Source organism: Acetobacterium sp. (assembly GCF_036508315.1).
Lineage (GTDB): Bacteria > Bacillota > Clostridia > Eubacteriales > Eubacteriaceae > Acetobacterium.
The window spans coordinates 115,697-128,910 of sequence record NZ_DATCHP010000025.1 but is presented as its reverse complement, the minus strand read 5'-3'; the positions used below and the strand labels follow the sequence as shown (position 1 = coordinate 128,910).

Here is a 13,214-nt window from a genome sequence, read left to right as displayed (position 1 = left end):
TTAGAATTTCTTTTTTATTTTGGTATAATTTTTTCGAATTCTGTCACCAATGGAATACCTATTTGGTAGTGATTGAGAGGATCAGAATTTCATAATAAGATAAAAAAGATAATTTTCATCTTGATTTAGCCGATAAGATAGATATAATGACAATTCGATCATAACAGATAGCAATGATATGATTGAAAAAGTATTTCTGAAAGGTAGTATTTATGAAAAGATATCCATTAATAAAGATTTTTGCCTTATACAGTATGTTCGCATTTGTCTTGATTGGGATTGTACTTTCCCTGGCTATATATCAACATATTAAAAATGATAAACTGGGAAATTTAGAAGAAGTGGCTAAAGTTACAATCAATACAGTGATTAAAAACAATCTGGAAAAATCAGACTTTACTGATAATATATCCAATGATAAGGCATCTCAAATTAAGTCAAATATCATTGAAACCATGGATTTATATGACATTCAATCAATCATACTCATCAATCAGGAGAAGACAGAGATCATGTCAGATAATTCTGATTTTACAAGGGAACAGCTGAACAATAAAGATCTTGAAAAAATATTAAAGAGTGAGGTACCCTTCGTCGTTTCGGATGCTTATCGGCTCAATAATGTTGAAGAAGAGAATACAGGTAAGCTTGTCATAAACGTTTATGAACCCATACTATATGACGGTAAAATTGAGGGCGTCGCTGTTTTACAAATCCTTGAAAAAAATATCAGTGAACATGCGAATATGATCGTACAAGTGATAGCATTAACAGTCTTTGGTGGATTTATTATTCTTTTTTTATTGCTGGTTGGCATACTTTATAAAACATCACAAACGCTTCTGAATCAAAATAAGGAACTTATTAATCAAAAGTCTGAAATAGAATTATCTCTAAAAAAGCTGGATGATGCCTATCTAAACACAGTATTTGCTTTGTCCAATGCTGTTGATGCAAGAGATCCGGATACCGCTGGTCATTCTGAAAGAGTATCAAAAATCTCGATGCTTTTAAGCAGAGAGCTTAATATGACAGCAGAAAATCTGAAAATTCTTGAATATGCCGGGCTCTTCCATGACATCGGAAAAATAGGAATACCCGATCATATTTTGAATAAGAATGGTAAACTGACGGATGAAGAATATGAGGTAATTAAAAAGCATCCAGATATCGGGATAAACATTCTCAGTAATGTTGGTTTTCTTGCTGAAGCGTTACCGATTATTCGACATCATCACGAAAGATTTTCAGGCAATGGTTATCCATGTGGGATCAAAGGTGAGGAAATTCCACTGGGTTCCCGGATCATTGCGATTGCAGATACCTATGATGCGATGACGACGGACCGGCCATATCGAAAGCGATTTAGCCATGATGCAGCAGTTGCAGAGATACAAAAAAACAGCGGTACTCAATTTGACAATATGTTGGTTGATGTGTTCATGAAAATTGAAAGTACAATCAAGAATATTAATTAGTAATAGGGTATCAATAGAAACAATCATCATTAGAAATAAAGTTAACGTATTAGAATAATTGATGCGTTGATTTATTTTTTGAAGATTATTTTCAATGGTTTTCATCTCCATAAGTTCTACAAAAGTTGCTGCTATTATACTCTTAGACAAGAAGTGACAAGGAGAATGACCAATGGAAGAAAAACCAATAACAAAGACATTTTCAGTTAGCGGGATGACATGTGTTAACTGTGAAAATCGAATTGAGAACAAACTAAAGAAGCTTAATGGTGTAATCAGTGTCACTGCAAGTTATACACGTTCACAGGTCATTTTTATATATGATGCGAACCGTGTAAAGCTGTCAACCATTGTTGAAACCATTGAGAAGATGGATTATCATGTGAAGCGTGCGGGAGCAATGCTGGTATTTAGTTTGGGAACGGTGCCACTCATGTTTGGCTTGGGAGCACTTAGTTGATTACTCAGCAAATAGATCACCAGTAAAATGATGACGGCCAGTAATGAAAAAATCATTTTATTTAGTAGGAAGCGTTTTAGCAATAATCGTCATCGGGATCGTGGTATTTTCCAGTTGCAGCAGAATTTTTGGGACATCGGGGGGAGTGCAGTTAATTCGAAACCGTCACAAACCCAGTCAAGCAGTAATGCTCAAAATACAAAAACGCAGCAGAGCACCAGCAGTTTCGCTGCCAGTTCAAATGGCGCGGCAAAGGCGACAGTGAGCGATGGTGTTCAAACAGTGGCGACAACTTTCAATCGTGGTTATGCTCCAATTGTCGTACAAACGGGCATACCCGTTAAATGGACAATTACTGCAAATGATGGTGACCTGAGTAGGTGCAATAATAAAATGCTCATTAAAAGCTATGGCGTGGAACAAAAATTCAATGTCGGAGAAAATGTAGTTGAATTCACACCGACTGCGTCAGGTAAAATTGTCTATTCCTGCTGGATGGGAATGGTGGGAAGCACGATTACCGTTGTCGACGATATAAACCAATAAAATATCAATGAATATTTCATCAATACAGGTTCAGCTCCAATAAATCAATAAAAAATCTAAAAAAAATGCAAATTCAAACAAGACACTAAAGGGGGAGAAGCTTTAGAAACCACCCATAAAATCAACACTATCGTTTTTGATAAAACAGGTACTATTACCGAAGTCAAGCCAGAAGTAACGGATATTATCACAATTTCTGGGATTGAAGAAAATTGGCTGCTCCAAAATGCGGCTTCAGCTGAAAAGGGTTCAGATGTCGCCATGGAATCAGCGGACATTGTACTGATGAGAAGTGATCTTATGGATGTTCCAACGGCAATAAAACTCAGTAAAAGCACCATTCGTAATATTAAACTAAATCTTGTCTGGGCATTTGGTTATAACGTTGCCGGGATTCCCATCGCGGCCGGACTCCTTTATCTTTTTGGCGGTCCATTGTTAAATCCGATTTTTGCGGCTGCTGCCATGTCACTGAATACTGTATCGGTTCTCACCAACGCACTCAGATTAAAAGTTTTAAGCCTTAAATAAATAATTTTAAATTATTAGAGGAGAAAAAACGAAAAAAATAATTCTAAATGTAGAAGGAATGTCGTGTGCTCACTGTGAAAAAGCTGTGAAAAATGCAGTTGGCGAACTGGATGGTGTTGAAAGTGTAACGGTTGATCTTCCCAGAAAAACGGTTTAAATCGAATATGATTCTGGTAAGTTAACATTTGGGACCTTTAAGGCTGTAATCGAAGAAGAAGGATACGATCTATTAGGTCAGATCCAATAATATTCGCTCATATAACACGTGACCATTATGGATGTGAAATAGTAATCGGTATATCAATCAGTTATGATTGATATTTTTCAAAGGTGGAAATGAATATGAAACTGGAAGAATTTGGGATTGTTATTGAAATAAAGAGAAATTTGGCAAAAGTCAAAGCGGCCAAATATGGCTATTGTGATAACTGCTTTCGTTTAGGTTATTAAAAGGATATTCAAATGGACTATTTCATATCGTTTCTTGAAGGTATTATCACCTTTATTTCTCCTTGCTTACTGCCCATGCTACCTGTTTATATCTTATATTTTGCGGGACAAACCAACAAGGAAAATAAGTCGAATGCGAGTACAAATGCGCTCGGCTTTGTACTCGGTTTTACACTTATTTTTGTTTTATTGGGTGCGTTTGCAGGTGGTATCGGGAGTGTATTAATCCAATATAAAAACAGTTTACATTTAATTACCGGAATTATTGTCATACTTTTTGGTTTAAATTTTATGGGGGTATTGCATCTTCCTTTTCTAAAGATGAACCACCATTTTAAACAGGAACATTTTAAAGTTGGCTTCTTATCATCCCTTATATTTGGAATCGTGTTTTCTATTGGTTGGACTCCCTGTGTAAGTGCATTTTTAGGATCAGCGCTTATGTTAGCAGTTTCCGGTGGTGATGCTTTAAAAGGAATATTAATGCTTTTTTCATTCTCCTTTGGCCTGGGTCTTCCATTTATCATAAGTGCACTATTAATTGAACGTTTAACCTCAACATTCAATTTTATAAAACGGAATTATCGCATCATCAATTTTATTTCAGGGGTGTTTCTTGTGATAATCGGTATTCTGATGGCTACTGGTTTAATGGGATATTTTCTTTCAATACTTACAATATAAGGAGAAGTCAATGAATATCAAGATCAAAACTTTGATAGGAATCATCGCCTTTGCAGTATTCTTAGGAACAGTATTTTGGGGATATACCTATCTATCTAATACAAATAAATTGAATACAAATACAATTGGTTTATCACAGAAAAATGTATTAAGGGCGGCACCGGACTTCACAGTCATAGACGAAGCAGGAAATCCCGCTAAACTCTCTGATTTTTTCGGGAAACCAATCGTACTAAACTTTTGGGCTTCATGGTGTCCACCTTGCAAAAGCGAAATGCCTCACTTTAATAAAATATATGGGGATAAAAAAGATGAGGTCGTATTTTTAATGGTTGATCTCGTTGATGGTGAACAGGAAACCACAGAAACCGGGCTTCAATATGTAGGTGATCAAGGATTTGATTTTCCTGTATATTTTGATACAAACCAGGAAGCAGCCACTGCATATGAAGTAACATCCATACCGACCACTTACTTTATCAACGCTGATGGAAAAATTGTAACAAAGTATCAGGGAGCCGTTGATGAAGATTCTTTAAATAAAGACATTCAATTAATTATGGATTAGGAGACCGCTATGAAACATAGTTTAAGAACGAAATTATCGCTGACCATTGCCTTGGTCAAGTTACTTACTGTGGCACCAATCAGCTTTTAATCCAATAGTTTAATTGAAAAGAATTTACCAATTATCTTACAATTCAGCAAGAGAAACGAACAAAGGAAATAATAGATAGTCTTAGTCAGCAATATGATGTGAACACTAAAATCTCACCCAACATGAATTATTAAGAATTATAGAAATAGTAAGAAACATGAGAACACTGTCCTATTTTTGACATATAACATGAGCGAATATAATATTAGTAAATAAAGAAAGAAAGGTTGCGAAAAGAATGGTGAAAGATTTTAGAAAAAGGTTCTTCGTTTCTTTAATCACTTTTTCCTGTGATATATTGTGAGATCTCCAACCAAGGTTTTATAATAACTATTTATAGTCACGCTATGAAATTTTGCTTTCTTTAATATATCTGGCATCAGACCATTAATATTATCATCTATTGGCTCTGATTTTCGAAAAACATGTACAATTATTTTCGAATATAGTCTCTTTTACTTTCCATAATCCAAAATAAATATTTCTCCACCTGGTTTTAATACTCTTATCAGCTCGTCAAATATTATCAACTTATTTTCAGAAGAAATATGATGTATTACTAAGCTGGATAAAATTTTGCTGAAATAATTGTCTTCATAGGGTAAATTAGTTCTGTTAAATTTTTTTAAATGCACACACATATCATTTTTAATGATTTTTTTTTGTGCGATTTTCAGAACATTTTCATCAATGTCTACACCTTGCAGTTCGTTATTGGGATAAAGGGTTGCCAACATCATTAGCAAAGTCCCTGTTCCACTTCCAAAATCTAATGATTTTTATAGGAAGGTATTGAGTTTATTTTATTAAAAAGCTAAGTTATTTTAAATAATCTGCTTTCTACATAATTTCTTCATAACATTTTAATATAATCACCACTGTACTTGAGAAATATTTTCAACAGCAAGTACTTTAAAGTAAGGTATTGCTTAATTTTACAATATAGAAAGGTGGTGAGAAGATTGCAGTTTGAAGACATTTATTGTCCGATAAGTAAAAATCTAAATCTTGTCGAGAAGGAACTGAAAAAAATATGTGAAAATTTAGAAACCAGTTGTCTGCAAGAAATTATAGGTTATTTTTTTAAAAATCCCGGGAAAAGACTTCGACCTACATTAGCTTTGCTCTCGGCGGGCATTGTAAATAATAAGCTCCCAAAGAGTACTAATGATCAGTTAATCCAAATGGCTACTGGCATTGAGCTCATGCACAGCGCAAGTTTAATACATGATGATGTAATTGATGGTGATTTATTCCGGCGTGGTCAAAAAACCATCAATAGAATTTATGGTAAGAAAATAGCAGTATTAGTAGGTGATGTTGTTTATTCTTTAGCTTTCAATACAGTCACAAATTCACTGCCAAAAGAATTTGATAAAATCATCGTTGAGTTAACTGAATATATGTGCGCCGCTGAAGTAATTCAAGCAGAAAATAAGTCGCCTAGCCGTGAAATATATTTGAATATTATTAAAGGTAAAACCGCATTATTTATGTCTGTTAGTTGCAAAATTGCAGCAGCATTGGCTGGAGCAACAAAAAACCAACTTGCGGGCATCGAAGAGTATGGATTAAATCTAGGAATGGCATATCAGATAATGGATGATTGTATGGATAAAGATATTAATAATCAATTAAATATAACGGTAGAAGATGCTCAATTATATGGAAACAGAGCAATAGCAGCACTTGACGCATTTGAAGATTCTGCATACAAATTCAGTTTAATAAGTATTGTAAATTTGGTTCTTTGTTTTTCCGAGGCAAAAGTAAATAGCGCATAATTAAATTGTTAATCTCTAACCCAATACACAAAGCATAAATTAGCATAAATTTAAGTTTAATACTAAATTTCCATAATAAATAGTTTTAAGATCAAAAAATATTTTCAATATGAAGGAGCTTTATAAACATGAAATTCAAATTAATTAAAAGCCTTGTATTTACCTTAGTATTCGCTTTATCTTTTTCAACTTTAGCATTTGCTGCGACAACTGGTACCCCAATAAATAAACAGGCTGATGGTGTAAATACTACCATAACCTTTGCAAATGAAACAATTAAACCAGGAAGCAATGAATTTACAATTTCCCTGCTTGACAGCAGTGGAAAGCCTTTAGATAATCCTAATTTAAAACTGACTGCAGCCATGGACACATCTACTGATATGGGAGGTATGAAAGAAGATAAACCCATGATGATAGATTTAAAAGAAGGTTCCCAAAAAGGCGTTTATACAGGCATGGTAGACTTCAACAAAAATGGTCAGTGGATCATTACATCTACCTATAATGTACTAGGACAGGCAAAAACAACGGATCTTGATGTTAAAGTACAAAGCGCAGGCCCTAATTTTCTTATAATCGGTGGATTTTTGGCAGTAATTATATTGGTTATCGTTATAGCTGCTATTACAAAAAAGAAAAAATCTACTAAAGCTTAAAGCTTGGAAAGTAAGGAAACGCACTTATGGCAGAGATTAAAATACCTTTAAAACAGGATTTACCTCCTTCACCAGTGAAAAAAGAAAACGACTTATTAAAAAATAAGAAGTTTAAAAATTTTATTAAAAGTAAAACGTATCCGGCAGTATTTCAGATACCAATAGCTTTAATTTTTGCCTTTATCGTCTTAGAGCTAATCATTGGACCCGGAGAAGCTCATGATAACTTCGGAACGGCAGGAACCTGGGTGTTATGGTGGCCGCTACTCCCTATTCTTCTACTGCTTTTCGGAAGGTTTTGGTGTATTGTATGCCCTTTTGGATACCTAAATGATGTGGTTCAGAAGTTTGTTGGTAACAACAAACCTGTACCAAAATTTCTGAAAAAATATGGTATCTGGATTATTGATATAACCTTTCTTATGATCACATGGAGTGACCATGTCTGGGGTATCGTTGAGAACCCTCGTGGCTCAGGCGTTTTACTTTTTATGATTACAACTGCTGTAATATTTTCCGGAGCACTCTTTGAGAGAAGGACATGGTGCAGATATTTATGTTTCCTTGGTGGATTATCTGGCAATTATTCCAGAGCAGGTATGGTGGAACTGCGCGGAACCCCGGAAATATGTAAAAAATGTACAACAGCTTCTTGTTACAAAGGCACAAGTGAAGTTCCCGGATGCCCGATGTTTGAATTTCCCAGAACAATGGATGATAGTGCAGAATGTAACTTATGCGGTAATTGTGTGAAAAATTGTCCAAACGACTCTATAACAATCAGTACTCGAATTCCTACCAAAGAATTATGGAATATCAAAAAACCGAAAATAGAAGTTGCATTTTTAGCCATCGTAATCATGGGTATTGTATTTGTTCAAAACATAACTATGCTGGAAATATGGGACGAAATATTAAATTCTCTTGAAAATATCCTGGGAACTACAAACTATTATATAACCTTTACGGTTACTTTCCTCATAGCCATGGCCATTCCTGTTGCATTACTCCTCTTAACAGGACTTATTGCTAAAAAATTTAATAAAACTTCCGTTAAAGAAAATTTTGCTAGATTTGGATACGCTATTATACCGTTAGACTTAGCAGGCCACATCGCTCATAACCTGTTTCATTTGCTGGCAGAAGGTAAATCAGTGGGTTACACTTTCATGGAACTTTTCGGGATATCATCTAATGGAGCTTCAACAGCATTAGTCTCTAGTCCAACTATTCAAATGCTTCAGTATATAATAATTACAATTGGTACGGTAGGTTCAATATATACTGCTTATAGACTTGCCAGGAGCAGTCAAATTAAATCAACAGTTTTAGGAACCACAGTGGTTTACACAATTCTAATGATATTACTTGCAGTAGCAAATATACTATTATTTTCTCTTCCAATGGCAATGCGGATGTAGTAAATATAAAAAAGGAGAATATTTATGTTTAAAGAAAAAGGCAAGAGATATCTAAGAGCTGTAAGACCTTTCTCTTTCATAGGTCCGGCAATTACAGTAAACCTGGGAGCAATTTTACCAATTAACAGTTTTCTAATATTTTCTTTGATGTCAGGAGGTTTATAATAATGAGAGAAATCACCACAGATGTGCAAAGTGTGTTTTCATCAATTGCTAATAACTATGATCAATTAAATACAATACTATCACTGAATATTGATAAGCTATGGAGAAAAAAAGCTGTAAAACTATGTAACATTAAAGAAAATGATAAAGTATTAGACTTGTGCTGCGGTACAGGTAAAATGATAGAACTTGAATGTAAAGCGGTTGGTGAAAACACACCAGTTATAGGTCTGGATTTCAATAGAGAAATGATTAATGTTGGAAATAAAAAACTTAATAAATCATTGGATAAATACAAATATGACTTGATACAAGGAGATGCTATGGAGCTTCCATTCGAAGATAATACCTTCCATAGTATAACAATAGCCTTTGGTTTACGAAATATACCTGATAAAAGAAAAGCTATTTCTGAAATGTATAGAGTTTTAAAACCAGGGGGTAAAGCAGTTTGCTTAGAATTATCTAAGCCTGAAATACCTATTTTGAGAAATATATATAATTTATACTTCAATTTTGTATTACCAGTCATTGGCTACCTAGGTACCCAGGATAAAGCAGCTTATTATTATCTGCGTGATTCGGTAAACGGCTTTATGACAAAACGTCAACTACGACGCGAATTTAAAAATATTGGTTTTGAAAATTCAGGGTTTAAATCCCTAACTTGTGGAGTAGCTTCACTACATTTCGGAACTAAACCCTTATAAAAATAAATAGTCAGTTTTGCTATATTAGGCAAGCTGCAATTAAAAAGGAGTTATAATTATATGCATATTTTAGTTTGTGTAAAACAAGTACCTGATACTACTGAAATTAAAATGGATCCTATAACTAATACTATGGACAGATCGACTGCTCCTACCATTATTAATCCTTTTGACGCTCATGCTGTTGAAGAAGCAGTTCAAATAAAGAAGCAAATGGGGGGAAAAGTTTCTATTATCTCAATGGGACCTCCTCAAGCACAGGAAGTTATTAAAAAATGCATTGAAATGGGTGCCGATGAAGGATACCTACTATCAGACCGTGCCTTTGCAGGATCCGATACATTATCTACCAGCTATATCCTTGCTATGGGTATAAAGAAAGTAATGGATAAGGACCCAATTGATTTAGTATTTTGTGGCAAACAGGCAATAGATGGAGATACCGCCCAGGTTGGTCCAGGCATTGCATGTCGTTTGGGCATGCCTCAGTTAACTTATGTTGAAGATATTGAAAGCTTTGACCTGGAAAGAAATGTTGTTGTGCTTCATAGAAAAATTGATAATGGCTATGAAGTTGTACAATCAAAACTCCCATGTTTGATAACGGTTGAAAAAGATATTAATGAGTTAAGCTTTTCACCCTTGACAAATATGATCAAAGCAGCCCGTTATAAGCCTATTGCCTGGGGAATTAATGATTTTGAGTCTGATTTAAGCCAATTAGGATTAAAGGGATCTCCAACTTCTGTGCGTCGTATTTTCCCACCAGCACAAAGAGCTGGCGGAGAGTTGCTTGAAGGCAGTGAAGACAAAGTAGTAAAAACCCTGGTTGACAAACTTAAAGGAGGAATACTTCAGTGGCAAATATAGATAAAGACTATTCCGGTGTATGGGTTTTTGTAGAACAGCAAGAAGGAAAACTAGCCAACGTTACTCTCGAGCTAATTGGTGAAGCAAAAAAACTTGCTTCCAGCTTAGAAGTACAAGTGTCAACAGTTCTTTTAGGAGACAAAGTAGAAGCTATTATTCCTACACTTCTGGAGTATGGAGCTGATAAAGTTTATGTTATTGATGATCCAGTATTTCATTTTTACAGAGCTGAAACCTATATGAAAGCTTTTTGCTATCTTGTAGAAAAATATAAACCAGAGATATTATTAATGGGAGCAACTACCACTGGCAGAGATCTTGCTGGTGCAGTTGCAACTACTCTAAAGACTGGACTGACTGCTGATTGCACAGCTCTCGATATTGATTTAGAGAAAAAAATATTACTTGCCAGCAGACCTGCCTTTGGTGGCAATATTATGGCTACCATTGTGTGTAAAGACCATAGACCTCAAATGGCTACTGTCCGCCCAAAGGTCATGAAAATGCCCATTCCTGAATCAAATAGGACTGGCATAGTCTTAAGAGAAAAGTTTGCCATTGAAGAAGATTCTTTAAGAACTATAGTTCTTAAAATAGTTAAAGATCAAGCAGAAGATGTTAAGCTTGAAGATGCTAAAATTGTCGTTAGCGGAGGCCGTGGCATCCAAAATGAGCACGGGGTTAAGTTACTAAAAGAGCTTGCTACCGTACTTGGAGGTGTCGTTGGTGGAAGCCGTGGAGCTATTGAAAAAAATTTAATTGATCCGAAACGTCAAGTCGGTCAGACAGGCCAGACAGTATCTCCAAAGCTATATTTTGCTATAGGAATTTCTGGTGCAATACAACATATCGTTGGACTCCAGGGGTCTGAAACAATCATTGCAATAAATACAGATCCACAGTGTCCTATGATGAAAATTGCCACCTACAGCATTGTGGGAGATGCACTTACAATATTGCCAAAATTAATTGAAGCTTTTAAGCAATCTTTATCTGAAATAAAAAATTTAAATCTTAAAAATATAAATTGTGATATAAAGGGAGTGGTAACCGTTGAGTGAAAAATTTGATGCTATTATTGTTGGAGCTGGAGTAGCTGGACTCTCGGCAGCTTATATCATGTCAAAAGCTGGCCTTAAGGTTATTGTAATTGAAAAGGGACAGCATCCTGGTTCAAAAAATGTTATGGGTGGAGTACTGTACCGTCATATGATGGAACAAATTATCCCTGAATTTTGGAAAGATGCCCCTATAGAGCGTCCCATTGTTGAACAAAATTTATGGATAATGGGTAAAGAATCGGTTACGAAGACCGGTTATAAAGGCATGGAATGGTCTAAAGCTCCATATAATAACTTTACAGTCTTCAGAGGTAAATTTGATCAATGGTTTGCAAAAAAATGTGTTGAAGTTGGAACACTAATTATTAACGAAACAGTAGTAAAAGAATGCATTTTGGAAAATAATAAAGTTGTTGGTGTTCGCACGGACAGACCTGATGGAGATATATTTGCAGATGTAGTTGTTCTTGCTGACGGCGTAAATTCATTACTGGGTAAAAGTCTGGGTTTCCATAAAGAATGGCGCAAGGATGAGGTGGCTCTTTGTGTAATGGAAGAACTTAAGTTACCTTCTGAAAGAATTGAAGAAAGGTTTAACCTTGAAAAAGGCATGGGAGCAACCATTGAAATCTTTGGTGATGGGACATTAGGAATGGTAGGTACAGCCTTTATCTATACAAATAAAGATCATTTATCTATTGGATGCGGTGCATTACTCTCACAAATGTATGAAAAACACATAAAACCTTATGAACTGTTGGAGTATATAAAGAATCACCCTATCATTAAGCCCATAATTAAAGGAAGTCAGCCCTGCGAATATTATGCCCACTTAATTCCGGAAGGTGGTTATAAAAGCATTCCTAAATTAGTGGACAATGGAGTGATAGTTATCGGTGATGCGGCTCAGTTTGTTAATGGTATTCATAGAGAAGGTTCGAATATGGGGATGACCTCAGGACGTTTTGCTGCTGAAACCATTATTCGAGCTAAAGGTATTGGAGAATTCACTGAGCGTACCCTTTCTCATTATTGTGATCTAATTAATAATAGTTACATCACAAAGGATCTGAAAAAATATAAAAACGCTTCCTCCACACTGGAGAATAATGGTGCCTACTTTAATCATTATATGCCGGCAGTGAATAAATCCGTCAGCGAAATGTTAACAGTAGATGGTGTATCCAAATCTGAAAAACAAAAATTAATTACAAAACACATGACTAAGGGCAGAACAAAACTAACTGCTGCTTTAGATATATTCAAAATGTTAAAGGAAGTGAAATAATGGGTGATATAAAAAACAAAGTTAATATTGATGATAAATTGTTTTTGAACACCTATAATGCTGACACAATATCCCATTTAATTATCAAAGATCAGGCTGTATGTGCTGATTGCAAAGATAAACCCTGCACCGAACTCTGCCCTGCAAGGGTTTATGAACATAAAGATGACAAGATCACAGTAGGATTTGAAGGCTGCCTGGAATGTGGCGCTTGTCGAATTGCATGCCCTCATGATAATATCGATTGGAACTATCCTCGTGGAGGTTTCGGAATACAATTCAGGTTAGCTTAATATTTAAATAAGCTTAAAGGGTGTGTGGTATATTGCATACCCTTTAAATTGATATAGTATAAAAAAAATATTTATAAAATAAGCTTTTATAAATATTTGAGAGTGTTAATTTAATTTATGTTAAGAAAGGGATGACGAAGTATATGTGGGTTAAGA

General features: G+C 35.0%; 15 protein-coding genes and 2 pseudogenes. 16 read left to right on the top strand and 1 reads right to left on the bottom strand.

From position 1 onward, the window contains the following. Positions 1 to 212: 212 nt before the first annotated feature. The 7 genes and pseudogenes from VIK44_RS03325 to VIK44_RS03295 all read left to right on the top strand — a co-directional run bounded on the left by VIK44_RS03325 (position 213) and on the right by VIK44_RS03295 (position 4,717). Positions 213 to 1,478, top strand: coding sequence for an HD-GYP domain-containing protein (locus tag VIK44_RS03325; RefSeq protein WP_331552419.1), 1,266 nt, complete (start codon positions 213 to 215; stop codon positions 1,476 to 1,478). Positions 1,479 to 1,650: 172 nt separating this feature from the next. Further along, complete coding sequence (locus VIK44_RS03320; protein ID WP_331552418.1) at positions 1,651 to 1,938, top strand: heavy-metal-associated domain-containing protein; 288 nt, start codon at positions 1,651 to 1,653, stop codon at positions 1,936 to 1,938. 27 nt (positions 1,939 to 1,965) lie between these two features. Further along, complete coding sequence (locus VIK44_RS03315) at positions 1,966 to 2,484, top strand: hypothetical protein (protein ID WP_331552417.1); 519 nt, start codon at positions 1,966 to 1,968, stop codon at positions 2,482 to 2,484. Positions 2,485 to 2,730: 246 nt separating this feature from the next. Next, positions 2,731 to 3,015: pseudogene (locus tag VIK44_RS03310) on the top strand (heavy metal translocating P-type ATPase); the annotation flags it as partial. A 10-nt stretch (positions 3,016 to 3,025) separates the two neighbouring features. Beyond that, a complete protein-coding gene (locus VIK44_RS03305; protein ID WP_331552453.1) occupies positions 3,026 to 3,172 on the top strand; it encodes a cation transporter in 147 nt (48 codons plus the stop codon). Positions 3,173 to 3,477: 305 nt separating this feature from the next. Beyond that, positions 3,478 to 4,149, top strand: coding sequence for a cytochrome c biogenesis CcdA family protein (locus tag VIK44_RS03300; protein WP_331552416.1), 672 nt, complete (start codon positions 3,478 to 3,480; stop codon positions 4,147 to 4,149). A gap of 10 nt (positions 4,150 to 4,159) precedes the next feature. Further along, entirely contained in the window at positions 4,160 to 4,717 is a 558-nt protein-coding gene (locus VIK44_RS03295; protein ID WP_331552415.1) for a TlpA disulfide reductase family protein, read from the top strand. Between the two features lie 545 nt (positions 4,718 to 5,262). Here VIK44_RS03295 and VIK44_RS03290 read toward each other — a convergent pair. Next, positions 5,263 to 5,571: pseudogene (locus VIK44_RS03290) on the bottom strand (class I SAM-dependent methyltransferase); the annotation flags it as partial. A 198-nt stretch (positions 5,572 to 5,769) separates the two neighbouring features. On the opposite strand from VIK44_RS03290, the gene VIK44_RS03285 reads away from it, so the two are divergent. The 9 genes from VIK44_RS03285 (at position 5,770) to VIK44_RS03245 (ending at position 13,058) form a co-directional block, all read left to right on the top strand. Continuing rightward, positions 5,770 to 6,591, top strand: a complete 822-nt coding sequence (locus VIK44_RS03285) for a polyprenyl synthetase family protein (protein ID WP_331552414.1) — start codon at positions 5,770 to 5,772, stop codon at positions 6,589 to 6,591. A gap of 128 nt (positions 6,592 to 6,719) precedes the next feature. After that, the gene (locus VIK44_RS03280) at positions 6,720 to 7,250 is read left to right on the top strand and encodes a FixH family protein (RefSeq protein WP_331552413.1); all 531 of its coding nucleotides are present in this window, start codon (positions 6,720 to 6,722) and stop codon (positions 7,248 to 7,250) included. A gap of 26 nt (positions 7,251 to 7,276) precedes the next feature. After that, entirely contained in the window at positions 7,277 to 8,671 is a 1,395-nt protein-coding gene (locus VIK44_RS03275; protein WP_331552412.1) for a 4Fe-4S binding protein, read from the top strand. A 24-nt stretch (positions 8,672 to 8,695) separates the two neighbouring features. Next, positions 8,696 to 8,836: a hypothetical protein gene (locus VIK44_RS03270; RefSeq protein ID WP_331552411.1), complete on the top strand. Its 141-nt coding sequence runs from the start codon at positions 8,696 to 8,698 to the stop codon at positions 8,834 to 8,836. Positions 8,837 to 8,838: 2 nt separating this feature from the next. Next, positions 8,839 to 9,546, top strand: coding sequence for a bifunctional demethylmenaquinone methyltransferase/2-methoxy-6-polyprenyl-1,4-benzoquinol methylase UbiE (ubiE, locus tag VIK44_RS03265; RefSeq protein WP_331552410.1), 708 nt, complete (start codon positions 8,839 to 8,841; stop codon positions 9,544 to 9,546). A 60-nt stretch (positions 9,547 to 9,606) separates the two neighbouring features. Continuing rightward, on the top strand, positions 9,607 to 10,416 hold the full coding sequence (locus VIK44_RS03260; protein ID WP_331552409.1) for an electron transfer flavoprotein subunit beta/FixA family protein: 810 nt from the start codon (positions 9,607 to 9,609) through the stop codon (positions 10,414 to 10,416). Then, positions 10,404 to 11,477 (top strand): electron transfer flavoprotein subunit alpha/FixB family protein, encoded by a 1,074-nt coding sequence (locus VIK44_RS03255; protein WP_331552408.1) that lies wholly within the window; start codon positions 10,404 to 10,406, stop codon positions 11,475 to 11,477. Before VIK44_RS03260 ends, VIK44_RS03255 begins: the two co-directional genes overlap by 13 nt. Then, a complete protein-coding gene (locus tag VIK44_RS03250) occupies positions 11,470 to 12,765 on the top strand; it encodes an FAD-dependent oxidoreductase (RefSeq protein WP_331552407.1) in 1,296 nt (431 codons plus the stop codon). Before VIK44_RS03255 ends, VIK44_RS03250 begins: the two co-directional genes overlap by 8 nt. After that, positions 12,765 to 13,058, top strand: coding sequence for a ferredoxin family protein (locus tag VIK44_RS03245; RefSeq protein ID WP_331552406.1), 294 nt, complete (start codon positions 12,765 to 12,767; stop codon positions 13,056 to 13,058). Before VIK44_RS03250 ends, VIK44_RS03245 begins: the two co-directional genes overlap by 1 nt. Positions 13,059 to 13,214: the final 156 nt, after the last annotated feature.